The organism is Motiliproteus sediminis, from assembly GCF_017912535.1.
Taxonomy (GTDB): domain Bacteria; phylum Pseudomonadota; class Gammaproteobacteria; order Pseudomonadales; family Balneatricaceae; genus Motiliproteus; species Motiliproteus sediminis.
In genome coordinates this window covers 647,959-671,875 of record NZ_JAERQK010000001.1, presented here as the reverse complement: position 1 = coordinate 671,875, position 23,917 = coordinate 647,959, and the positions used below count along the sequence as shown (strand labels likewise).

The 23,917-nt window shown below is 59.0% G+C and carries 20 protein-coding genes; 8 read left to right on the top strand and 12 right to left on the bottom strand.

The features are described 5' to 3' along the window. Positions 1-80 precede the first annotated feature (80 nt). From JJQ76_RS03260 to JJQ76_RS03250, 3 genes are all read right to left on the bottom strand, one after another. Complete coding sequence (locus JJQ76_RS03260) at positions 81-635, bottom strand: hypothetical protein (RefSeq protein WP_210395225.1); 555 nt, start codon at positions 633-635, stop codon at positions 81-83. A 26-nt stretch (positions 636-661) separates the two neighbouring features. Continuing rightward, positions 662-1,339: a DUF2589 domain-containing protein gene (locus tag JJQ76_RS03255; RefSeq protein ID WP_210395224.1), complete on the bottom strand. Its 678-nt coding sequence runs from the start codon at positions 1,337-1,339 to the stop codon at positions 662-664. A gap of 269 nt (positions 1,340-1,608) precedes the next feature. Then, complete coding sequence (locus tag JJQ76_RS03250; RefSeq protein ID WP_210395223.1) at positions 1,609-3,051, bottom strand: aspartate kinase; 1,443 nt, start codon at positions 3,049-3,051, stop codon at positions 1,609-1,611. 229 nt (positions 3,052-3,280) lie between these two features. Between JJQ76_RS03250 and rraA the strand changes: the two genes are divergently transcribed. Beyond that, positions 3,281-3,769 carry a ribonuclease E activity regulator RraA gene (gene rraA, locus JJQ76_RS03245; RefSeq protein ID WP_210395222.1) on the top strand — a complete coding sequence of 163 codons (489 nt, stop codon included), beginning with the start codon at positions 3,281-3,283 and terminating at the stop codon, positions 3,767-3,769. 35 nt (positions 3,770-3,804) lie between these two features. On the opposite strand, the gene JJQ76_RS03240 is transcribed toward rraA, so the two are convergent. Both JJQ76_RS03240 and JJQ76_RS03235 read right to left on the bottom strand, forming a co-directional pair. Next, the gene (locus JJQ76_RS03240) at positions 3,805-4,560 is read right to left on the bottom strand and encodes an anti-sigma factor family protein (RefSeq protein WP_210395221.1); all 756 of its coding nucleotides are present in this window, start codon (positions 4,558-4,560) and stop codon (positions 3,805-3,807) included. Further along, entirely contained in the window at positions 4,560-5,066 is a 507-nt protein-coding gene (locus JJQ76_RS03235) for a sigma-70 family RNA polymerase sigma factor (RefSeq protein WP_210395220.1), read from the bottom strand. Before JJQ76_RS03235 ends, JJQ76_RS03240 begins: the two co-directional genes overlap by 1 nt. Before the next feature lie 147 nt (positions 5,067-5,213). Between JJQ76_RS03235 and JJQ76_RS03230 the strand changes: the two genes are divergently transcribed. Next, positions 5,214-5,846, top strand: coding sequence for a hypothetical protein (locus tag JJQ76_RS03230; protein ID WP_210395219.1), 633 nt, complete (start codon positions 5,214-5,216; stop codon positions 5,844-5,846). 131 nt (positions 5,847-5,977) lie between these two features. Here the strand turns inward: JJQ76_RS03230 and JJQ76_RS03225 are convergent, their stop codons facing one another. From JJQ76_RS03225 to JJQ76_RS03215, 3 genes are all read right to left on the bottom strand, one after another. Further along, a complete protein-coding gene (locus JJQ76_RS03225; protein ID WP_210395218.1) occupies positions 5,978-7,591 on the bottom strand; it encodes an acyl CoA:acetate/3-ketoacid CoA transferase in 1,614 nt (537 codons plus the stop codon). Positions 7,592-7,646: 55 nt separating this feature from the next. Next, the gene (locus JJQ76_RS03220) at positions 7,647-7,826 is read right to left on the bottom strand and encodes a hypothetical protein (protein ID WP_210395217.1); all 180 of its coding nucleotides are present in this window, start codon (positions 7,824-7,826) and stop codon (positions 7,647-7,649) included. A gap of 197 nt (positions 7,827-8,023) precedes the next feature. Continuing rightward, the gene (locus JJQ76_RS03215; protein ID WP_246480031.1) at positions 8,024-9,406 is read right to left on the bottom strand and encodes a sigma-54 interaction domain-containing protein; all 1,383 of its coding nucleotides are present in this window, start codon (positions 9,404-9,406) and stop codon (positions 8,024-8,026) included. Between the two features lie 125 nt (positions 9,407-9,531). Here JJQ76_RS03215 and selD point away from each other — a divergent pair, with 125 nt between their 5' ends. After that, the gene (gene selD / locus JJQ76_RS03210) at positions 9,532-10,578 is read left to right on the top strand and encodes a selenide, water dikinase SelD (RefSeq protein ID WP_210395215.1); all 1,047 of its coding nucleotides are present in this window, start codon (positions 9,532-9,534) and stop codon (positions 10,576-10,578) included. After that, positions 10,578-11,696 (top strand): tRNA 2-selenouridine(34) synthase MnmH, encoded by a 1,119-nt coding sequence (mnmH, locus tag JJQ76_RS03205; protein WP_210395214.1) that lies wholly within the window; start codon positions 10,578-10,580, stop codon positions 11,694-11,696. The genes selD and mnmH overlap by 1 nt, the downstream gene beginning before the upstream one ends. On the opposite strand, the gene JJQ76_RS03200 is transcribed toward mnmH, so the two are convergent. Continuing rightward, entirely contained in the window at positions 11,663-12,235 is a 573-nt protein-coding gene (locus tag JJQ76_RS03200) for a DUF2889 domain-containing protein (protein WP_210395213.1), read from the bottom strand. The two genes, mnmH and JJQ76_RS03200, sit on opposite strands and share 34 nt — an antisense overlap. Before the next feature lie 160 nt (positions 12,236-12,395). Between JJQ76_RS03200 and tcdA the strand changes: the two genes are divergently transcribed. After that, complete coding sequence (tcdA, locus tag JJQ76_RS03195; protein ID WP_210395212.1) at positions 12,396-13,190, top strand: tRNA cyclic N6-threonylcarbamoyladenosine(37) synthase TcdA; 795 nt, start codon at positions 12,396-12,398, stop codon at positions 13,188-13,190. An 8-nt stretch (positions 13,191-13,198) separates the two neighbouring features. On the opposite strand, the gene JJQ76_RS03190 is transcribed toward tcdA, so the two are convergent. Beyond that, positions 13,199-14,845, bottom strand: a complete 1,647-nt coding sequence (locus tag JJQ76_RS03190) for a SufS family cysteine desulfurase (protein ID WP_210395211.1) — start codon at positions 14,843-14,845, stop codon at positions 13,199-13,201. Positions 14,846-14,916: 71 nt separating this feature from the next. Further along, complete coding sequence (locus JJQ76_RS03185) at positions 14,917-16,110, bottom strand: EAL and HDOD domain-containing protein (protein WP_246480030.1); 1,194 nt, start codon at positions 16,108-16,110, stop codon at positions 14,917-14,919. 181 nt (positions 16,111-16,291) lie between these two features. Between JJQ76_RS03185 and ylqF the strand changes: the two genes are divergently transcribed. After that, complete coding sequence (gene ylqF, locus JJQ76_RS03180) at positions 16,292-17,236, top strand: ribosome biogenesis GTPase YlqF (protein ID WP_210395209.1); 945 nt, start codon at positions 16,292-16,294, stop codon at positions 17,234-17,236. Beyond that, positions 17,226-17,546: a hypothetical protein gene (locus JJQ76_RS03175; protein ID WP_210395208.1), complete on the top strand. Its 321-nt coding sequence runs from the start codon at positions 17,226-17,228 to the stop codon at positions 17,544-17,546. Before ylqF ends, JJQ76_RS03175 begins: the two co-directional genes overlap by 11 nt. Positions 17,547-17,597: 51 nt before the next feature. Here JJQ76_RS03175 and JJQ76_RS03170 read toward each other — a convergent pair whose 3' ends face one another. Beyond that, the gene (locus tag JJQ76_RS03170) at positions 17,598-18,950 is read right to left on the bottom strand and encodes a sensor domain-containing diguanylate cyclase (RefSeq protein ID WP_210395207.1); all 1,353 of its coding nucleotides are present in this window, start codon (positions 18,948-18,950) and stop codon (positions 17,598-17,600) included. A gap of 140 nt (positions 18,951-19,090) precedes the next feature. Between JJQ76_RS03170 and JJQ76_RS03165 the strand changes: the two genes are divergently transcribed. Then, positions 19,091-23,917 carry an NAD-glutamate dehydrogenase gene (locus tag JJQ76_RS03165; protein WP_210395206.1) on the top strand — a complete coding sequence of 1,609 codons (4,827 nt, stop codon included), beginning with the start codon at positions 19,091-19,093 and terminating at the stop codon, positions 23,915-23,917.

The window sequence follows — 23,917 nt, the reverse complement described above, 5'->3', positions numbered from 1 at the left end:
TAAACCCATGCCCGTTGGCAGCAACCAGTCAGCGCCATCATACATGCCAACGGTTGCTCTTTGTTGCTAATAGGGGGGCGTCAATCGATGTTCAGTGTGAGTTCCAGCCTGATAATCCGCTCCGGATCGATCTTCTCCAGCTCGCTGGTGCGAAACTGTACGCGTGCGCTTTGTTCCGCGTGAGGGCTGGTGAGGTATTCCCGTTGCAGCCGTTCCAGCTGGCCGGTGTCCAACTGCTCTGCTTTAAGATCGGGTTTGACGCGAGCGGCGGCTTCCGCGACGTAGCGTTCTATATGGCGATTGAGCAGATGGCGCTTCTCTTTACCGAGCTGCTGTTTTATACCCTCGGCGACGGCGAGCCGCTCTTGCGGTTCAAACTCCTCCGGTAGTAACCCCGCCAGCTGGCGGGCGGTGAGGGCGGGCTTGACGACTTCAGGCTCGTCGATATCGTCCAACGCCAGAGGGATCGACAGTTTGGCTTCGCTGATCCGTACCCGGCTGGGGGTGAATTCACGCAGCAGTTCGTGATCGTCGTAGATTGCTTGCCAGTGAGAGCGGTTGATATCGGCAGCCACGCCGGCGCGGTGTATCTCGTCGGCGATGGCTGCCAGTAGGTCCTTCAGCGGGAGCGACATGGGCGGTTCCTTGGCGTGGCGCGTTGTTAGCTGTTAGCCGCTTCGTGCGCGTTGGCCTCTTCACTCTCGGTGGCGATCCGCTCAGCGATCCCCAGCAGGCGCTCGATACCCTTGGGTAATGGCGCTGAGTTGGCCTTAATGCCGATATGCAGGTTGTACTCCTGCTCGCGGCTGGCCTTGTGACGCATTTCGAAGTCTGTTTTTATCGAGGCTTCTACGGTCATACTGCTGTTTACGCCCACTTCAATCGCTTTGAATGCAAGGCCAGCCTTGGCTTCGGTCTTGCGCCGGTAACCGGCACTGAAGGTTTTGGTAAAGCTGGTTTCCAGCGACTGCACGCTCTTCAGCTTGACGTTGAAGTCCCAGTTCATTTCGCTGATTTCGATCGCCGGAATGTTGAACAGGGTGATAAAAGGGATGGCAACATATTCATCCACCTCCTTGACGGTCTGGCCGCCGTTGCCGTCATCTTCCAGCAGTTTCTTTTTAACCTTCAGCTCGGCCATGCGAATGTCATGTTTGTCGCTGGGGTCCTTATCATCGAACAGAGACTTGTCACTGTCGGAGGTAAAACCGATCTGCTCGATAAACTGGGCGGTCGACAGGGCCGCGTTGGACTGTGCACTGATCACCGCGTTCAGGGGTGATGTGATCAGATCGGACAGGGGGAGGTTGCGGAGTTCTCGAATGTCAGCCTGTGCCATAACCGTCTCCTTCGGTGCCGCGCAACCACGGCGGCAGTCTGGGTGAATCGGGGCGCGGCGTTACGTCGCTTCAGTACCTTAGTTCAAACGGCTGTGCGATACCTGCCTATACTGCTATTGTTTTTTTGATATATGCCAGCAAAATATTTTTAAAACAGGGTTTTATGGCGCAAATATAAAAATAAAATGAGCGTTTGTTTTTGCGTGTTGTTCGGTTTTTGGGCGCAAAAAAAAGGCCCCGCTGGGGCCTTTTCAAACAGCGTGTATGGTTACGCGGCGCAGATGGCACTGCCGTGCTTATGCACTTCCACCAGCCCTTTATGCAAGCTCTTAACCGCCAGCTCGTAGTCGGCTTCATCGACGATAAACTGCATGTCTACCTGACGCATGGACTGGTGCATCGCTTCCACCGAGATATTGGCCTCGGCCAGTGCGGTAACGGCCTGGGCCAGAATTCCGGGTACTTTCATGTCGCTGCCGATGGCCGATACCAGGGCAACCTTGCGCACTTCCACTTCACTTTCCGGGTAGGCCTCTTCCAGTACCGAGCGGATCCGCTTGACCGTTTTCAGGTTCGCGGCCAGAAAGTGGGTGATGCTGTTGGCGTTGCTGTCCTTGGTGATGATTTCCGCCTTGAAACGGCCGATGATCTCCAGGATGCCGGTATCGTATTCGCACAGGCTGCCCATCATGTCCTGATCAAATACCTCAATGGCGAACACGTTCTTGCGACCGGCGATGATCTCAACCCGTGGCGATTTGCTGACATAATCGGAGGTGATCAGGGTGCCGTCATGCTCTGGCTCGAAGGTGTTCTTAACCCGCAGGGCGATCTTGCTTTGGCGCAGTCCCTTGGCCGCACGGGGGTGTATCGCTTCCATGCCCAGATTGGCCAGCTGATCGGCAACGTCATAGTTGGTACGACCGATAGGAACTACGTTCTCCTCGCCAGCCAGGCGCGGATCGGCACTGGAAAGGTGGAACTCTTTATGAATAACCGCTTCACGTGCTTCGGTCAGCACCGCTACCCGGCTGAAGGTCATTTCGCTGTAGCCACGGTCAAATGTGGCCATCAAGCCGTTTTCTGCGTGAGTGTAGCCGGTGACAATGGGTAGTTCGGTTGCAAGGTCAACACCCTCAAAACCCTCCAGTACACGATCATCGAGTGATAGGTGGTTGGGGCTCTTCCAGCCGGACAGATCGACAAAACGGGCGTTGACACCGTCACGCTTGAGCAGCTCCGCCATATTACGCGCGCTGTGAGCCTCACCTATGGAGGCCAGCATTTCACGGACGGTGTGCAGGTGGGTGCCGAGGGCAAAGTGACCGTGCTGACACAGGCGTTCGAGGTCGGCAAGGCAGCCTTCCGCTTCGTCGAGGCGTTCATTGATGAAGGCGTTGGCATCAGTCAAGGCATCACCCTCGCCGAACAGCTCCGCGTTGATGTTGTGCATCCGTTCGCGCAGCGCGTTGAAGGCTGCCCGCCAGCCGCGGTCATCACTCTTGGCGGCGGCAAACAGTGCGTAGATGCCGGGCTCGCCGGTTTTCTTGTGCTCCAGCAGCATGTCGGTAATGCCACCGTAGGCCGAGACCACAAAAACTCGCTGGTACAGGTTGTCGAGGTTGCCCTTGTGCAGGACGACGTTGTCTCGGACCGCGGCATAGTTGCTCATCGAGGTGCCGCCGATTTTCTCCACGGTGTGTTGATGCATGGTACTCACTTCCAGAATGATGCTGGCTGACAGGGTGGTTCGTGCTGCAGGGCTGTGCCGTTTCAGGCGTACGCCGGAGGCGCAGATTACCGCTGTTAGCGGGCGGTCGCAATAGATGGAGGGGGGCAAAAGCGGTGAAATGGACCGATCTTGATCCAAAGTGTTACTGCAATTGCACAGGATTGGGTCACACTAGCGGGCAGATTCAGTTATCGACAGGAGTGAAGCCGTGCAAGATCTGTTACCTGATTTGTGTGACCAGTTTCCCGAGCTGGTCCAGGTGGTTGAACCTATGTTTGCTAATTTCGGTGGCCGTGAGACCTTCGGTGGCGAGATCGTCACCATCAAAGCGTTTGAAGATAACTCGCTGGTGCGGACGCAGGTGGCGGAGCCCGGCAGGGGTAAGGTGCTGGTGGTGGATGGCGGCGGTTCGCTTCGGCGTGCGATGCTGGGCGACATGCTGGCGGAAAAAGCAGCAGGCAACGGCTGGGAAGGGATCATCATCTACGGTTGTATACGCGATGTGAATGCCATTGGTGAAACCGACCTGGGGGTGCAGGCGCTGGCTACCCATCCGATGAAAACCGACAAGCGTGGGTTGGGGGATCTGAACGTGCCGGTAACTTTTGGCGGGGTGACTTTCCGTCCGGGCGACTATGTCTATGCGGATAATAACGGTGTGCTGGTATCCCCTGAGCCATTGCAGTTGCCGGAGTAATCAGAGTCGGGCGCGGCTGTGCAACCTGCGCCCGTCTAGAAGGTCAGCTGGCGATAGACCTGATTGGCGCTCTCCATCAACGCATCGGGACCGATATCACCCGTTAGCGCATAGCCCAGGCCATTATCGACCCAGTAGAAGCTGCTGAGGCCGTCAGCGCTGTATCGCCTGAAGGCGGTCTGTTCCTTGTTGTCATCAGCTTGGCGCACATAAAGAGTCAGGCGCTGCCCTACGCTGTTTTCATACATGAACTGAGCTGCCGGGCCGTCGGTTGACGGCAGCAGGCGACCGCCGATCAGTGCGAATCCCTGGGCAGCCAGTTCAGGGGCTTTTACCGGCTTTCCAAGACGCTTTGAGAGCCAGCCCACCAAGTGTTGCTGTTGCTCCCGGCGTACTTCTACCGGATGCAGAATCTCCGGCGTATAAACCCGGTGGGATACCCGGGCCGGCTGCACCAGTCGTTGAGAGAGGTCCGCTGCCGTTACCGCGGCCGGCGGCTGAAAATAGCTGTTGAGTTGCCACCCCGCGACGCCGCCTAGCAGCGTTAATGCGGCCATCGCTGCGGCGGCCGACCAGCCGCGCGAGGGTATCTTGCGTCGCGCAGGCGTCCAGTCGCCCGTTGGGGTCGGGTAAGCGTTCTGTAGCTCGCGGTTGATTTGACGGTAGTCCGCCACCTTGGCTGCGTCTTCCGGGTGGCTGGCGAGCCAGGCGTTAACCGTGTCAATACGGTCCGGCGGTAACAAGCCGTCTACCAAGGCGTGCAGATCCTGCTCGGTTACGGGCTGATTCACTACTTGACCCTCCTGAGTGCAGGGCCGGGCTCGTGATAGAGCCACTGGCGCATAGATTCGCGCGCACGATTGAGACGCGACATGACGGTGCCTATGGGTATATCCATGATCACGGCAACCTGCTGATAGCTGAAGCCCTCCAGCGCCACCAGGGCCAGTACTTCACGTTGGGAAAAGGGTAAGCGTGCCATCTGGCGCTGCAGTTGATGATTACGCGCCACCTGTTCCGGCTCCGCTGCCTGAGTGCCGATCATTTCATCGATCAGGGTGACGGCAAGCGGCTGGCGGCTGTTCTTGCGCAGTTGATTGACGAAAAGGTTATGCATCAGGGTAAACAGCCAGGCCCGCAGATCGCTGCCCGGTTGCCACAGGTGACGCCGCTCCAGTGCACGGGTGAGGCAGTCCTGCACCAAATCGTCGGCTTGTGCTGCGTGATGCAACAGGCTGCGTGCGTAGCGGCGCAGGGCTGGTATCTGTTCGTTGAGCTGTTGGTCGAAAGAGTTCATTGCGTTAGTCACCTCTCCCTGATGAACACGCCGGCAATGGGATTATTCCGAGCATAGTCTGTTTAAGACCGAGTCAATAAATCGGAATAACCCTGCTGCGCCGGTGTTGGTGAGTTAGCTGTTGTTCCACATAAAGTGAGGTGCGCAATGATCAAACCACTGATTTTCTTATTAACGGCCGGGCTGACGGCTGGTGCTGTAGCTGCCGACAATATGTCCCATGCCCACATGGGGCATGTTACCAGTGGCTGGAAAGATACCCCGTCGCAGGCCGGCTTGCTCCCGACCGCTATTGCCGAAGCGAAGATAGCCAGCCAGCACGCCGACTTTGCTGCCAAACGACCGGGCGATCTGGCGTGGATGAAGACCCATACCCTGCACGTTATCCACGCAATTGATCCGAGCCGAACCGATAAGGGACCGGGTCAGGGCTATGGTGTGCTGGCAGCTGCCAAGGGCGTCGTCAAACATATTGGCTTCGCAGCCGACAGCGAAGGGGCCAGCGAGGCAGTGAAACTGCATGCCGAGCATGTGGCGACCAGCGCCGCCAACACTGTGGCTCGTGCTGAGCAGATGCTTACGCTGGCGCAGCAGGTGCTGGATACCCGCGATACGGCCCAGGCTGCCGCCCGGGTGGAAAAGATTCAGCAGTTGTCCCATCAGTTGATAGATGGCGCTGATGGTAACGGTGACGGCAAGATTACCTGGCAGGCAGGTGAGGGCGGTTTATCCGAGAGTCAGAAGCATATGGGCTTTATGGCAGCAGCGGAGGGGATCTAGCTGCGCCGTAAAAAGGCCGGCACCTTGGTGGTGCCGGCAAGTCGGACTAAAAGCTGCCCTGTTCGCCGGTAGTGGCCTTAATTACCGCGGCCGGTTCCTGACACCGTTGAACAGCGTGTGTGGTTAGCGCCTCAATAGATCACGTGGGGCGCACAGGCGATCGCCTTGCGCAACTCACCGATGCCGGCACTGCCCACATGGCGCAGATTCATCGGCCCCTGGCGGTAGATTCGGCGGTCTGAAATCTTGAGCTTGTCGGCAATCAGCGGGCGGAACTCCATCAGTGCGAGAATGTCGCGATCGAGATCAACTCCCGGTGCAATCTCGACCAGCTTGATTCCTTCGGGCGTCAGCGCGAACACGCAGCGTTCGGTGATATAGAGTACCCGTTGGCCCCGTTCGGCCGCATAGCGACCATTGAACGTGATCTGCTCAACGTCGTTGACGAACTTGCGCGCGCCGCTGTTGGTACCGATGTGGAGACCGTCGTCGCTAATGCTGAGGTCCGGTCTGCCGCTGAGAAACGTGCCCATAAAGTAGATTTCTCGGGCGTTCTGGCTGATGTTGATGAAGCCGCCGGCGCCGGCGATCTTGGGGCCGAAACGACTGACGTTGACGTGCCCCTCGGGGCTGATCTGGGCCATACCCAGAAATGCCTGGTCGAGCCCGCCGCCGTCGTAAAAGTCGAACTGCGATGGCTGATCAATCACCGATTCGGGGTTGATCACCGCACCAAAGCTGAGTCCACCAGCCGGCAGGCCGCCGATTCCGCCGGGTTCGATGGTCATGGTAACCCTGTCCAGTAGCTCCTCTTCCGACGCTACCGGCGCCATGGTCTCCGGCATGCCGATGCCAAGGTTGATGGTGGCCCCCGAGGTCAGCTCCATCAGCGCCCGTCGTGCGATCAGCTTGCGTTCGGTCAGCTCCGCGCAAGCCAGCTGGGAGTCGGCTACCACCTCGCCGGTATAGCTGGGGTTGTATTGCTCACCGAAGGTTTGCCAGTGGTCCTCAGCCGGGGCGACGACCACTTTGTCGACCAGAATTCCCGGTAAGCGGACCATGCTCGGGTGCAGGCGGTGCTGTTGGGTGACCCGTTCTACCTGAACGATGACGATGCCGCCGCTATTCTTGACCGCCTGGGCGATGGCGAGGCTTTCCAGCGGCAGTGCCTCTCGTTCCATCGAGATGTTGCCACTGGGGTCGGCGGTAGTGCCGCGCAGCAGCGCGACCTGAATCGGAAAAGCTTTATAGAACAGATACTCTTGTCCGTCGATCTCCATCAGGCGCACCAGACCTTCAGGGGTACGTTGGTTCAGGCGACCGCCATCCTGGCGTGGATCGACAAAAGTATGCAGGCCAACATGGGTCAGGGTGCCGGGCTTGCCAGCGGCAATATCACGAAACAGGTGGCAGATGACCCCCTGGGGCAGGTTGTAGGCCTCGATTTCGTTATTTTGGGCCATGCGGCCGAGCCCCGGTACCAGCCCCCAGTGGCCACCAATGACCCGGCGGACCATACCGTGATGGGCAAAATGGTTGAGTCCGCGGCTGTTTCCATCCCCCTGGCCAGCGGCATAAACCAGGCTCAGGTCGGCAGGGGACTGGGTCTGTTGAAAACGCCGCTCTATGGCGCGGGCAATATGTTCAGCGAAGCCGACGCCGACAAAGCCGGCGGTGGCCACGGTATCACCCGACTGAATCAGTTGGGCCGCCTCCTCGGCGGAGACGATCTTGGTAAGGGGCATGGAGTCCTCCCGTTATTATTATGATGCCCGATAACCCGCCTGGGGCGGGTGTGGATCAGCAGGTAACCGCTTCTTCGACCCGTTTGAGTGCGAAGCGGGATAGACCGAACCAGCGTTTGTTGCCGCGATCGTCAGCCAGCAATACCGAACCGTTGCGCAGCTCGATGACGCTGTAGCTCTTGCCTGAGGTCAGGATATCTTCAAAAGCCTCGTTGGTTTTGCATAGTGCAATCATGGTCTCTATCTCCTCGAGTGATGAGTAATTGCTGTAATCACACGAGTACTGCGAGGGCCGTGCCATAACCATTGATATAGATATATAACAAGTGGTTGCCGTTATCATCTAAAGTTATATCTGTTATTGGTGTCTGGATATAAAGACAGCATTGAGTCTGGGTTGTGTCTTGTAATCAAGACATGTCCGGCAAGCCGTCACTGCAGCTGGTGCTTGTTCAGCTTGTCATAGAAAGCCGCGCGCGAGATCCCCAGCAGAGCCGCTGCGGCGCGGCGGTTGCCGCCGGTGTGCGCCAGTGCGTGAAGAAGCGCCTGACGTTCGGTTGCCGCCAGTTGCTCGGCCAGCGGTGCGGGTGGCTGAGTGTCGGACACCGGCGCCGCTGGCTCACTATCGGGGGTGATCGAGCCGGGCAGAAAGGTTGTCAGCAGCGATGTGGGCACCCTGCCTTGCTCGGCAAACAGCAACGCGCGTTCCATCACGTTGCGCAGCTCGCGGATATTGCCCGGCCAGCGGTAGTTGCTAAGCGCGCGCAACAGGCGTGGGTCCAGAGTCAGTGGTGCGACTCCCAGTTGTTCAGCCAGCTCGCGATTGAAATTTTGCGCCAGCAGGGTGATGTCTTCGCCACGCTCGCGCAGCGGTGGCAGTGTTAGTGGCAGTACGTTCAGGCGGTAGTAGAGGTCGGCGCGGAAGCGCCCGTCTGCGACCTGCTGCTCAAGGTCACGGCTGGTCGCTGCGACAACTCTGACGTCGATCTCAATCTCGTGTGAAGCGCCAAGGGGTTCGACTTTGCGCTCCTGCAGAGCGCGCAGCAGTTTGCTTTGCACTGGGGCCGTCATCTCGCCGATTTCGTCGAGAAACAGCGTTCCGCCTTGGGCCAGTTCAAACTTGCCCCGGCGCCCCTTGCGGTCTGCGCCGGTGTAGGCACCGGGGGCGGCCCCGAAAAGCTCGGCTTCAACCAGCGCTTCCGGCAGGGCGGCGGTATTAACGCCAACGAAAGGGCCGTTGGCGCGATGGGAGGCGGCGTGTACCGCCTGCGCCAGAATCTCTTTACCGGTACCCGTTTCACCCAGAAGCAGCAGGGTCGAGTCGGTAGCGGCAGCGCGTAGCGCTTGCTGGCGTAGAGTCAGCATTGGCTCACTGTTTCCGAGCAGGTCGTCGAAGCCGTAACGCACCGCGCGGTCGCTGTCGCCTGCGGGAGTGGCGTGCAGGCGGGTAAACTTGTCCACCACCGGCCGCAGGTAGGCCAGCTCGTCGAAAAAAACCATTCCCAGCGCGCCCTGAAGCTCGCCAGCGGCATCGATCAGCGGTAATCGGGTCACCACGAACCAGCGCTCCTTGAAGCGCATCAGGTCCAGTAGTTGCGGTTGGCCGGAGGTGACCACCTGGCGCATCAGGCTGTGGGGGATCAAGGCTTCCACTTGCTGCCCTCGTGGATCCAGGTCGTCAGGCAGTTCAAGCAGCTGGCGATAATTGGCACTGAGCCAAGTGATACGACAGTCGCGGTCGACCATGATCGACCCGGCACAGCTGTTGTCGAGTAGTTGAACCAGGTCGAGCGGGTGATAGCGTTTGTCGGTCATGGCAATGTCTTTCAGGTTTTGCCCCATTATCCGGCGCAAGCTGCATCAGGCAAGGGGTTTCGACTTGCACTGAGGTTTGCGGTATAACAGGCGCCTTTGAATCACCGATACGCAGTGTGCTGAATATGTCCGATACCATTCGTCTGACCGAGTACAGCCATGGCGCTGGTTGCGGTTGCAAGATAGCCCCCAACGTCTTGGAAACCATCCTCAAGAGTTCGCTGCGCATCGCGCCTGATCCCAATCTGCTGGTCGGCAACAGCAGCAAGGATGACGCCGCGGTTTACGATTTAGGTAATGGTACTGGGGTTATCAGCACCACCGACTTTTTTATGCCCATCGTCGACGATCCGTTTGATTTCGGCCGTATCGCCGCAACGAATGCGATTTCCGATATCTACGCCATGGGCGGGCGGCCATTGATGGCGATCGCGATTCTGGGCTGGCCGGTCAATACGCTACCGATTGACGTAGCGGCCAAGGTGGTCGATGGGGGCCGGCAGGCCTGCGCTGACGCCGGGATCCAACTGGCTGGCGGCCACAGTATCGATGCTCCGGAGCCGATCTTCGGCCTCGCCGTTACCGGGCAGGTAGAGCTGGCGCGGCTGAAACGTAACGACACCGCCACCGCCGGCTGTACGCTTTATCTGACCAAACCATTGGGAGTGGGCATTCTGACCACCGCCCAGAAACAGAAGAAGCTGATGCCGCAACATGCCCATATCGCCCGTGACGCCATGTGCCAACTGAACAAGGTTGGTGCCGATATCGCGGCCATCGCCGGGGTGACTGCGCTCACCGACGTGACCGGGTTCGGTTTGTTGGGGCATCTGCTGGAGATGTGTGAGGGCAGCGGCGTTCACGCACAGATCGATTTTGATGCGCTGCCCCGACTGGAGGCGGTCGATCACTATCTGGCCCTCGGCTGCACGCCGGGAGGAACGGACCGTAACTTTGCCAGCTACGGACACAACGCTGCGCCGCTTAGTGATCAGCAGCGGGCGTTGCTGTGTGATCCGCAGACCAGTGGGGGCTTGCTGGTTGCCGTTACCAAAGCGGCAGAAGCCGAATTTCTTGCGGTGGTCTCCAGCGCGGGACTTGACCTGCAGCCGATCGGTCAACTGGTTGAGCCGGAGGGCAGCGCGCTGGTTACTCTGGGGGCGGCGTGCTGATGCCCCGTCCCAACACCCGCGACTACGAGCAACTATTTCTCCACGATCTACCGTTAATGGATACCCGTGCACCGGTCGAGTTCGCTCAGGGGGCGTTCCCGTCCGCTCACAGTCTGCCGCTGATGAGCGATGATGAGCGTGCTCAGGTTGGTACCTGTTACAAGCGTCACGGTCAGGAGGCGGCTATTCGGCTGGGTCACCAGTTGGTCCAGGGCGAGACTAAAGCGGCGCGCTTGGCCGCCTGGAAAGCCTTTGTGGCCGCCCACCCGGAGGGATATCTATACTGCTTTCGCGGGGGGCTGCGCTCACACACGGTTCAGCGCTGGCTTGCCGACGAAGGGATCGACTACCCGCTGGTTGAAGGCGGCTACAAGGCGATGCGGCGTTACCTGATCGGGGTGATCGAGCAGCAGGCGGCCGAACGCCCGCTATTGATCCTTGGCGGCCGCACGGGCACCGGTAAAACCAAGGTTATCGATCGTGTTGATGCTTGCATCGATCTGGAAGGTCTGGCGCATCACCGTGGTTCCAGCTTCGGACGACGGGTGAGAGAGCAACCCACCCAGATCGGATTTGAAAATGCACTGGCGGTGGCACTGTTGAAACAACGACAAGCGGTTCACGGTGCGTTAATGCTCGAGGATGAGAGTCGCCTGATAGGGCGCCTCAGCCTGCCGCTTGAGCTGCACCAGGCGATGCTGAGGTCGCCACTGGTGCTGCTTGAAGTTCCGTTCGAAACCCGTGTTGACACCGTGCTTGAGGATTATGTGGTTGATCTCTGTGCGGAGTACGTCGGCGCATTTGGTGAGGAGGAGGGCCGGCGGCGCTACGCCGACTACATGCTGGCCAGTCTGGATCGAATCCGCAAGCGTCTGGGGGGCGAGCGCCACGGTGAGATTGCGGCGCTGATGGCCGCGGCTCTGGAAGCTCAGATGAGTCACGGTGACTTGTCGCTGCACCGGGTATGGATCGAACGATTGCTGGCCCAGTACTACGATCCCATGTACGACTATCAGCTGGGTAAAAAGCTCGACCGGGTGGTGTTTCGCGGTGATCGCGATGCGATCTGCGACTGGTTTGAGAATTACCGCTCGTCGCCGTCGTTGCCCGGTGGCTGATAAAAGTCCGGCCAGAAATCCCGCACAACCGGGCTGCTCTCGCCCAGGGCGTGGCAGGTATTGATTAGCGCCGGGCGTTCGCCCGAAGCGGTCTCGACCTGGCGCTGCTTGCGCGCCAGGTGGGTTGCCTGAAACGCGGTTGTCGCCATTGGCCCCAATAGCTCCTGCAGGTGGGTGCAACCTTTGACACCGCCAAACAGACGCCGGGTCAGCTGGGTCCAGCCGGGCTCGATCCGGTGGCCGATCAACTGCTTGAACTGATCAACAATTCCGGGGCAGTAGTTGAACGGTGAGTAGTCGATCACGGCTTCAACGTCATGGACCAGAAAGTCCAGATCAATGGTTAATCGGATCGACATTCCATGCAGTGGCTCGCCGGTCGGGATGATACCGCCGCGATCACGATTCTCCATGTCGTAGGTTTTGACATCGGTCATGTGGCCCTCGATATCCCACAAACCGTCGTTGCGTTCAAAACCGTCGCATGAGACTCGGCGCTTGTGAATCAGTGCCCGGGGGGCGGGTGTCGAGAGGGGCATAACTAGCAACCTTTGTACGGGTAAACCTGTATTTGCAAGTGGCCAGCATAAAGCGGCATTGGGGGATTGGCAAACGTTAACCATGCTCATTCCGGTGAAGGCGTGTCGCGTTGCCCGGGTCGCGCTACAATGCGCGCGGTTTGAACAAGAGTGGTAATTGATGAACGAGCTTTATCTGCAACGCTTCGGCGGTATTAGCCGACTCTACGGTCTGTCTGCCTTGCAGCGGTTTCACGATGCGCATGTGGCGGTGGTCGGCATTGGTGGTGTGGGTTCCTGGGCCGCGGAGGCGTTGGCGCGCAGTGGTGTGGGGCGAGTGACGCTGATCGATCTGGATGATCTTTGTATCACCAATACCAACCGTCAGATCCATGCGCTGGACGGGGCGATAGGCGCCTCAAAGGTCGCGGAAATGGCGGCGCGTCTGCGGCAGATCAACCCGGATATCCGCTGCGACCCGGTGGAAGAGTTCATCGGTGAAGAGAACCTTGAGCCGTTGCTGCTGCGCGATTACGACTACGTTATCGATGCCATTGACAGTGTGCGTGCCAAAGCGGCGATGATCGCGTTTTGTCGGCGGCACAAGATACCTATCGTTACCGTCGGCGGGGCTGGCGGTCAGATCGATCCGACCCAGGTCACCATCGCGGACCTGAGTCGGACCCAGCAAGACCCGCTGGCCGCAAAGTTGCGCTCTCATCTGCGCCGTTTTCACGGTTTCAGCAAGAACCCCAAGCGGCGTTTCGATGTCGCCTGTGTCTACTCCAGCGAGCAGCTGCGCTACCCCCAGCCCGACGGTAGTGTGTGTGGCCAGAAGATCGCAGCAGCCGATGACGGTGCGATGCGACTTGATTGCAATAGTGGTTTTGGGGCATCGACCTGCGTCACCGCGACCTTTGGTTTCGTTGCCGTTGGCCGGGTGCTGAGCAAACTGGCGGAAAGCGTCGCCGGGTAGCGGCAGCGCTAAGTCTGGTGCTGCTTCGCAGCGGCCTGCATGGCGGTCACGATCGCTTTGGCGCCAGAGGTACGTGAGCTGCTGAGTTGGGCCGCTAAACCAAGTTGGTTCAAATGGCGTTCGAAGTCGAACTGCAGCAACTGCGCCGGGGTGCAGTCTTGCAGTGTTTCCAGCAGTAAGCGAATAAGGCCGCGAATGATGCGGGCATCGCTATCGATGGCAAAATGGAGACGGCCCTGACCATCGGGACCATAACTCCGCAGCCACACCTGACTGGTGCAGCCGTGCAGCCGGTTGGCTTCGTGGCGAAGGTCACCATCCTGATTGAGAGGCTCGGCTCCGGCCTTCATTAACAAGCTATGGCGTTGATCCCGTCCTGAGGCGGTGCGCAGAGCGTCGGTCAATGGTGTGGCTGAGACCGTCGGTTGCGTCGGCACAGCGGCTCTTGGGTCGACATAGCTTGCCAGCGCCGCCAGCAGGCGATCCAGTTCGTCTGTGGTGCTGTAACAGGCGAACGATAGTCTAGCGGTGCCGGACAGCCCCAGCGCATTCATCAACGGCATGCAGCAGTGATGCCCGGTGCGCAGGGCGAAGCCGTTCTGGTCCAGAAAACTGCCCAGATCCAATGCATGCTCGTCTTCGGCGATGAATGACAAGGCGCCTATGCGCTGGCGGGGGTTGCCGATAACCCGTAGCCGAGGCATGGCGTTGATGGCGTCGGTCGCGCGGCGCATAAGGCCGGCTTCATGCCGGGCAACTGCAGTACGGTCCAGGCTGGCGACAAACTCCAGCGCGCAGGCCAGGGCAATCGCATCGGCGGTGGCAGGGGTGCCAGCCTCGAACCGGAGCGGCGGCGGTTGATAGCGGTTGCCGGCAAAACTGACCTGTTCAATCATCTCGCCGCCGCCTTGCCAGGGTGGCAGACTGTCCAGTAACTGGTACCGTCCCCAAAGTACGCCGATGCCGGTTGGCCCGTACACCTTGTGCCCGGAGAACGCATAAAAATCACATCCCAGCTGCTGTACATCGACGGGGAGATGGGCAACCGCCTGGGCCCCATCGACCAGAACCCTGGCACCGACAGCGTGGGCCCATCGGCAGATATCGGCGACCGGATTGAGCGTCCCCAGCGCATTGGAAACATGAGTGATCGCGACCAGCTTTACCTTTGGTGTCAGGAGTTGCTGTAAACACTCCAGGTCGAGATCACCGTCGGCAGTGATCGGGGCTACCTTGATCTCGATGTTGCGGCGCTCGGCGAGCAGCTGCCAGGGCACGATGTTGGCATGGTGTTCAAGTTCGGTGAGCAGCACCTGATCACCTGCTTGCAACTGGTTGCCGAGCGTATTGGCAATCAGGTTGATCCCCTCGGTGGTGCCTCGTGTCCAGACTATTTCGTCGCTGCGCGGCGCATTGATAAAGCGGGCTACAACGCTGCGGGCGCGCTCAAACGCTACCGTGGCCTGTTCGCTCAGGCGGTGCGCTGCGCGATGGACGTTGGCGTTGTCATTACCGTAAAACTGCGTCAGAGCGTCCAGCACCACCTGGGGTTTCTGGGTGGTCGCGGCGGAATCGAAATAGCCAAGGGCGTGGCGGTTGAGCAGCGGAAACTGGCGTCGAAGAGCGACAGGGTCAAAAACGGGCTGGGGAGGCATGACGGCATATCGTGGGTGGCGGCATCGGGCGGCCAAGGATAGCACGGCCTCGGCGGGCCGTGCAGCGGGTGTTAGTCTTCGTGCATCGCCTGCAGCGCTTCTTGCGCCCAAGTGATACTGTGGCGATAAGCGCCCTCATAGAGTGCGTCGTTGATCTCGAACTCACCCAAACGGTCCCATTCGCCACGTTCGTAGGCGAGCGTCGCCTCCAGCACCATGCCCATGCGCCCTTCATGCCTGGCCAGAGCCGCTTTGATCTCGTCGTTGAGCGGAATCTGCTCCAGCAGGGTATCCATCTCCATGTCGAGCAGGGCGTTAATATCCGACATCATGCCGACCATGAAGAAACTGCTGGCATTACCGTAACTCATCGCCTCCGCCAGCAGTTCGCACATCCGCCCGCGCGCCAGCAGCGAGCGGGACAGCTCTTCGGGCTTCTCCTGGTTGGCGCTCAGGGCGATCAGCGTGGCCCACTTGCGAATCTGCTCCATTCCCAGCAGGACGATCGCCTGATTCAGTGATTCGACCTTGCGCACCAGCGAGTACGCCGCCGAGTTGACGATGCGTAGCAGCTTGTAGGTGAGCATCGGATCTTTGATGATCAGCTCCTCGATCTGGGCAGCGGTTGTGGTTGGTTTTTGCAGCTCCTGAACCAGTTGCATCAAGGCGACGCTGTTGGCGCTGATTTTTTTACCCTTAACCACCTGCGGTTTGCTCAGGAAGTGCCCCTGAAACAATTTGAAACCGAGATCAACGCACTCGTACAGCTGATCCAGGGTTTCGATCTTTTCTGCCAGCAGGGTGACATGATAGGGGGCTAGCAGGCGGATATGATCCTTAAGCTCTTCCTTGGTCAGCGCCAGGATGTCGACTTTGACGATATCGACCAGCTCCAGCAGCGGGACATAACTCTCGCTCCAGACAAAGTCGTCGAGAGCGATCCGGAACCCGTCTGCCTTCAGCTTGCGCACCGCGTCGATCACCTCCGCGTCAACCACGATATCTTCGAGCACCTCGATGACGATGCGTTTGCGCAGCAGGGTAGGAACCCCCTGTTTGACCAGCAGGTCTCGCGTCAGGTTGATAAATGCCGGCACCTTCTTCATGTTGCCTTCGTCGCAGATGCTGGTATAGGAGCTGAGCAAGATCTCCGAGGAGGCCTGGTCGCCATCGAGAAAATCAGCTTCCTGGCCACCTTCGGAGCGGTAGAGCAGTTCGTAGGCGATTACCTTGAGATCCCGGTCGAAGATGGGCTGGCGCGCCATCAATGTTTGACCTTGTTGTTCCGTGGACATGGGTGCGAGCTACCTTGCAGAGGTTTCGGCTATTCTAGCCGAACTGATCGTAATCGCCCATTGGCATAGGTCAATCATTAAACCCTGAATGATGCCTGTTTTTGTGCCGGAATAGGCTATAATCGCCGCCTTTTAGCGACAGGAGCCAGACATGGCTTTTCAGTGGTTTCCCGGCCACATGCATAAGACCCGCAAGGAGATCGCCCAGGTGATCGCCAAGATCGATGTGGTGGTCGAGATGCTGGATGCCCGGCTACCCTGTTCCAGCTCCAACCCGCTGGTTGATCAATTGCGCGGTGATACGCCGGTGATCAAGGTCCTGAACAAGGCGGATTTGGCCGATGCCGGCCGCACCCGCAAATGGCTCAAGTTTCTGGCCGCCGATGACGTACATACCATGAGCATGCGGCTGGCGGACAAGGGTGAGTTGCGTCAACTGGTGGCGTTGATCAGACAGCTGGCGCCTCACCGGATCAGTGCCGAGCGTCCGGTCCGGGTTATGATCATGGGAATACCCAATGTGGGCAAATCGACTCTGATCAACAGTTTTCTCGGACGTCGCGTGGCTAAAGTCGGCAACGAACCGGCGGTTACCAAGCAACAGCAGCGTTTTGTGACCCAGGACGGAATCGCCATTTTTGATACCCCCGGTATCCTTTGGCCCAAAATCGAAGATGAGGATGCCTCGTATCGACTGGCGGCCAGCGGTGCGATTCGCGATACGGTAGTCGAGTATGAGCTGGTGGCGCTGTACGCGCTCGACTTTTTACTGCGGGATTACCCCCAGCTGATCGCTCAGCGGTATAAGGCCGACGAACTGCCAGCGAACGCCAGCGACGCACTGGAACTGGTCGGGCGCAAGCGGGGCTGCCTGCGTAGCGGCGGAGTGGTTGATCGCAATAAAGCGGCCGAGCTGTTGATTGGCGAGTTGCGTTCCGGGCAGCTTGGTCGGATCAGTTTTGAAACGGTTGGTGAGTGGCAGCAGAAACGCGCTCGCGCCGAGCGTGAGCGTATGGCGGCCGAGGCCGAACAGGATAATTATTCAGCGGCAGCAGAAAACACCCCTTCTGCACCGGGAGAGCATCATGAGTCGTAGTAAGAAAACCCGCAAGCAGGGCAAATTGACCGTCTTTCTGCCCACCGGGCCGAGTAAGACAGAGCTGTTGGCCGACCCCGCCAGCCGAGAATCGCGGCGTAAGAAAGCGCTGGAGCAGAAGCGTCGTCAGCAGCGTAGCCTGAAAAAAGACGGTGGTGCAGACGCGGATACCAACGGCACCGCCGGGAGTAAGCGCCGGTCGTCACGGCTAAAGCAGGACCCGGCGGCGGTTGCCGAGGCGAGCCGTAAACTGATCGAAGCGAGCGAGAGTAAACGCCAGCAGGAGTCGAAGAGTGGCGATCCGTCGTAGGGCGCAGGCGCGTAACCTGCCTGCCGGGTTCCGGCATTTGTACCGGGCGCCCTAGATCGGGAACAGGTCGGAGCCTTCGGTGACGCAGTTTCGTCCCTGACGTTTGCTTTCGTACAGTGCTTTGTCTGCCAACCCCAGCAATGCTGTCGCCTGCTGCCCCCGGCGGGGTATCAGACTGGCAAAACCGATGCTGACGGTCAGCGATGCGCCGTTGCCCGAACGGCGGTGTTCTATTCGCAGGCCTTCCACGGCGGTGCGAATCCGCTCGGCAATGGCCAAGGCCTTCTCCCGGTCTGCCCCGGGCAGCAGCAAGGCGAACTCCTCTCCGCCGTAGCGCGCCACCAGGTCGTCCTGACGCACCAGCTGTGACGCCAGAGCGCGCGCGACCTGGCGAATGCAGCGGTCCCCGGCCTGGTGGCCGTAATGGTCGTTGTAGTTCTTGAAAAAATCGATATCGATCATCATCAGTGTCAGCGGCTGGGCCTGCTGTTGCTGACGCTGCCAATGCTCGTCCAGCGCGAGATCAAAGTTGCGACGGTTGGCTATTTCGGTCAATGGGTCGATCTGGCTGAGGCGCTGCAGCTCGCGGTTGGCTGTGATCAGCGCGGCCTCGGCTTCGGCTTTCTGGGTCAGGTCAATCATCACGCCGCACAGGCCTGCTACCGCACCGTGACGATCGGCGAAGGTCGACTTGGAAAACAGAAAGTCCCTCTTCACTCCATCGGCGCACTGGACTTTGGTTTCGTAGATCTGGTGGCCGCCCTGCGCGAACAACTTCTGATCATGGTCGTAATAGATCTGCGCCAGTTCCGGCGGGATATACTCGGGCAGGTCGAACAGCGAATGGCCGATCAGTTCGGCGGCGCTGATCCCCAGTATCTGTTGGGCGAACGCGTTGTTGCAGCCAAGGTAGATGCCCTCTTGGTTTTTGTAGAAAGCCGGGCAGGGGATGGTGTCAAAAAAGTCATGTACAAAGCGCAGGTTGTCTTCCAGGCGCTGCTCCGCGTGCTGGCTACGGCCAAGGGGTTGCAGCGTGGTGACGATCAGCGGAGATGCCTCGCTGCCGATGGCCTGGGACTGTAATTCGGCTTCTATCTGCATTCCACTGGTGTGCTTACGCAGCGAAACCTCCCGCACCAGGCGTTTGCCATCACAGACCTGCTGCCATTCAGGCAGCAATGGCTGGCCATCGATGGTTGCAACCAGTTCATCCATCTGAATGCCGGTCAGTTCGGTCACTGAACGCTGCAGCAGATCGGCGCAGCGTTCATTGCAGGCTATCGTTGTACCGTCGGTCCGATGGACGAGCATGGGAACAGGGCAGACTTGAAACAGTGTCTGATAAGACAGGGCTGGATCGTTCGGTTCGGAGCCTGAACAGGGCGGCTGGACGGGTGTGCTCACGACAGATATCCGTTGTTATTGTTGGCTGTTCGAGCGCTTGTCCCGAGGACAATACCCAAGTAAACCTGTGCTGCTATTCTTCAGTCAATTGTTTTCCCCATCAGCTTGAGCCAAATCACGTTTCTTCGGCGGGGGGCGCCATGCACGGACAGGAAACCACGCGACAGTCCAGTATCGACCGTTTATTGCAGCGGCTTTGCAACGGTTTCGGGATCACCGAGGATGATCCGTTGTGTCGGTTTGCGCTCTATCTCTGTCGATCGGTTTCGGCACAGGAGTTGGCCGAGCGCAGCCTTGATGATCTGTACGGCAGTACGGTGGAAGCCTGGCGGTTGTTCGAACAGTATCGGGGAGGCGACCCCAGGATTCGTGTGTTCAACCCCCACTTTGATCAACATGGCTGGCAATCGGCACACACCGTCATCATGGTGTTGTCTGCCGATATGCCGTTCCTGATCGACTCGATCAGAATGGAAATCAACCGGCGTGAGATGACCATTCACAGTATTGCCAACGGCATCATGGCGGTGCGGCGCGACGATCAGGGCATGCTGCTGGATATGGAACCGGCAGGCGACAAGCCCTCGCCACATATCGAGTCGCTCATTGTACTGGAGATTAACCGGCGTACCGATCTCAACGAGCTGGCTGCATTGGAGCAGTCTTTACGCGACGTGCTGGCTGAAGTTGCGCTGGTGACCGATGACTTTGCGCCCATGGTCGAAGCGACCCGCTCGCTGCGCCAACGTATTGCTGCCGGCAAGCAGGGGATCGATCCGTTTGCCCGAGGTGAGGCGGTTGCGTTTCTCGACTGGTTACTGGATAACCATTTCACCTTTCTGGGTTATCGTGCCTATGAACCCAGCCACGGGCAGGAGGCCGGGGTGACCCCGGTTCGCGGTTCGGGTTTGGGGCTGTTACGCCGCCGCTCGGGGCGGACTCCAACGCTGGGACAGGCGCTGGACGAGTCGGAACAGCGAGGGTTAAGCGAGCTGATCTGCTTTGCCAAGTCGCCCAAACGGGCGCGCGTGCATCGCCCGGCCTACGCCGATTTTATCGCCGTGCGCGAGTATGGCGATGACGGTGACCTGGTTCGCGAGCATCGCTTTGTCGGCCTCTACACCTCGGCGGTTTATTTCCAGAGCTCGCGTCAGATCCCGGTGATTCGGCACAAGGTGCGGCAGGTGATCGAGCGCGCTGGTTTGCACCCCGGCAGTCATGATCACAAGGCACTATGGCAGATTCTGGAGGTGCACCCCCGTGATGATCTGTTTCAAAGCAGCGAGGATGAACTTTATCACACCGTAGTGGCGATTCTGCATATCCATGAACGCCGCCAGGTGCGGAGCTTCTTTCGTCGCGATCCGCTGGGGCGCTACTATTCCGTGCTGGTTTTTACCCCCAGGGATATCTTCAACACCGATCTGCGCAAACGGATTCAGCAGGTGTTGTGTGAAGAACTGGATGCCTCGGAGGTGGAGTTCAATACCTTTATCTCCGAGTCGATCCTGGCTCGCACCCAGTTCATCCTCCACTTGGATCCTAAAGCCAGGATTAATGAGCCGGATATCGAGCCTATTCGCCAGCGCATTGTTCAGGTGACCCGCAGCTGGCATGAGCAGTTCGCTCAGTTGCTGATCGAGGCGATGGGAGAGGAGGCCGGGGTTAGTGCGTTGCAACGCCTGGAGGGTGGGATTCCGGTCGCATATCGCGAGGATTTTTCGCCCCGTAGTGCGGTTGCAGATATGCAAACCCTGCTCGCGCTGACCGAGCAGCATCCGTTGGCGCTGAGTTTTTACCGCCCGCTCGACCAGGGTGACCAGCAGCTGAACTTCAAGGTGTTTCACTGTGGCTCGCCGTTGCCCTTGTCGGACATTATTCCGATCATGGAGAATCTGGGGTTGCGGGTTATCGATGAGCACCCCTACCAGATTCAGCAGGCCGGAGTATCCGTGTGGATCCACGATTTCCGTATGGAGCCACACGAGCAAGTGGTAGTGGAGCTGGAGTTGCTGCGGCAGGATTTCGAAGAAGCGTTTCAGTGTATCTGGCAGGGGTTGGCGGACAGCGACTCTTTTAACCGTTTGGTGCTGGGCGCTCAGTTGGGCTGGCGCGAAGTGGTGCTACTGCGTGCCATGGCCGCTTACATGAAGCAAACAGGGTTTGCCTTTAGTGAAGCGGCGATTGCCGCCGCCCTGCGACAGCAGCAATCGATCACCCGGCGGTTGGTCAGGTTGTTCCATGCGCGGTTTGAGCCTGAATCTGCCAGCCAAGAGGCTGCTGACAAACTGGTGGCGGCGCTTGAGAAAGCGATCGACGGCGTGGAAAGCCTGACCCAGGACCGAATCCTGCGGCGCTATCTGCAACAGCTCTGTGCCATCGAACGCACCAACTACTATCAGCGTGATGCCGACCGCAATTTCAAGCGCTGTCTGGCGTTCAAATTCAGCCCCCGCTCAATCGCCGAGCTGCCGCGTCCAGTACCTTATTCCGAGATTTTTGTGTTCTCGCCGCAGACCGAGGGGGTCCATCTGCGCAATGGCCCAGTGGCCCGTGGCGGGCTGCGCTGGTCTGATCGCAACGAAGACTATCGCACCGAAGTGCTGGGGCTGGTCAAGGCACAGCAGGTCAAGAATGCGGTCATTGTGCCGGTCGGAGCCAAGGGTGGTTTCGTCTGTAAGCGGTCGCTGGACGGACTGACGCCGTCCCAACGGCAGCATGAGGGGATAGCCAGTTATCGGGAGTTTGTCGGTGGCCTGCTGGACCTTGCCGATAATCTGGTAGCTGGCGAAGTGGTCCCCCCTGCTGATGTTGTGCGTCATGATGGTGATGATCCCTATCTGGTGGTGGCGGCCGACAAAGGCACGGCAACCTTCTCTGATATTGCCAACGAACTGGCGCAACAGTATGGCTTTTGGCTTGGGGATGCGTTCGCCTCCGGTGGCAGTGAAGGCTATGACCACAAGGCAATGGGGATCACGGCTCGTGGCGCCTGGGTATCGGTTCAGCGCCATTTTCGTGAACGTGGCGTCGATATCCAGCGTACGCCCTTCACTGTAATCGGTATTGGCGATATGGGCGGGGACGTGTTCGGCAACGGCATGTTGCTGTCGCCCTGTATCCAGCTGGTAGCGGCTTTCAATCACCGCCACCTGTTTGTTGACCCTGAACCGGATATCGCTGCAGCGTTCGCCGAGCGTCAGCGACTGTTCAAGGCGGTGGCCGGTTGGGATGAGTACGACCGCGGGCTGATATCCAGCGGCGGCGGGGTGTTTGATCGTACAGCCAAATCGATCCCGATCTCCGCAGAGATGCAGCGACGGTTCGGGTTGCAGGCAAAGCAGATGGCACCGACCGAGTTGATTCACGCGCTGCTTCAGGCGCCGGTGGACCTGCTCTGGAACGGGGGTATCGGTACCTATGTAAAAAGTGGTGCTGAAACCCACGTAGATGTTGGCGACAAGGCCAACGACGCGTTGCGTGTTGATGCTAGCCAACTGCGATGCAAGGTGGTGGGCGAGGGCGGCAACCTGGGTATGACCCAGCGGGCTCGGACCGAATTCAGCCTTGCTGGTGGGGCTTGTAACAGTGACTTTGTTGACAATGCCGGTGGCGTTGATTGTTCCGACCACGAGGTAAATATCAAAATCATGCTGGATGCACTGGTGGAGCGTGGTGATCTCACCGTCAAACAACGCAACCAGCGGTTGCGCGCCATGACCGACGAGATTGCCGAGCTGGTGCTGGAGAGCAACTATCGGCAAACCCAGGCGATCAGTATTGCCGATCAGCAGTGCAGGCAGCGGATGATCGAATATCGTCATCTGATTTCGCAGATGGAGCAGCGTGGATTGCTGGAACGAGAGTTGGAAGCGATCCCCGCCGATGATGAGCTGGAGGTGCGGCAGCAACAGGGCCAAAGCCTGACGCGTAACGAACTGGCAGTACTGGTGGCATACGCCAAAGCGGAGCTGAAAGAGGCGCTGGCGACTGCGGCGGTCAGTGATGATCCGTTGATGAATGACGCGCTGGCAGCGGCGTTCCCTGCAGGTCTGGCGCGCGACTATCCGCACGCATTGACCAGCCATCGGTTGCGCGAACAGCTGATTGCATCGCAGTTGGCCAATCAACTGGTCAACCATATGGGAGTGACTTTCGTGTCGCGCATGCGGGGCTCGGCCGGTGCCTCGTTGATCGGCGCTGCGCAGGCGTATATGGTTGCCCGCACCATCTATCGCATGCCGCACTGGTGGGCGGAGATCGAGGCGCTGGATAATCTTATCGATGCCGAAGTGCAGCTGCGGATGATGAGTGAACTACAACGGCTGGTCAGGCGTGCAGGGCGCTGGCTGCTACGTAGCCGCGGTGAGCCACTGGATACACCGGCGGAGCTGGAGCGTTTTGCAGCGCCGATGCGGGAACTGGCCGAGAATCTGGGCGAGTGGTTGCAGGGAGGGCTGGCGCAGAAGTGGCGTGACCGGTTTTATTTTTTCAATCAGGCTGGCGTGCCGGATCCCCTGGCGCGGCAGTTGGCCAGCGTGGACGGGCTCTATGTAGGGCTTGCCATTATTGAAGTAGCAAAGGAAACCGGCGCTGAATTGAGTGATGTGGTGGAGGTTTACTGCATGATTGGCGAGCAGCTGGATGTGTTCTGGTTTTCACGACAGGTGGATGGCCTGCGGGTCACCAGTAGCTGGCAAGCTAAAGCGCGAGAATCCTATCGGGATGAGATCGATGTGCATGTTCGTTCGCTGGCCACAACCATTATCGGCTGCGCCCGCGAACAGGGCGTCGCCGGGTGTTTTCGCCAATGGAGCGAGTGTAACCGCTTGCCGGTCGAACGCTGGCTGGCTATGCTGGCGGACCTTAAACAGCAGGAAGAACCCGACTACGCGATCTTTACCGTAGCTACCCGGGAACTTGCTGAACTGGCTGAACGCTGCGAACTCCCTTGCAGCGCCTCCTGA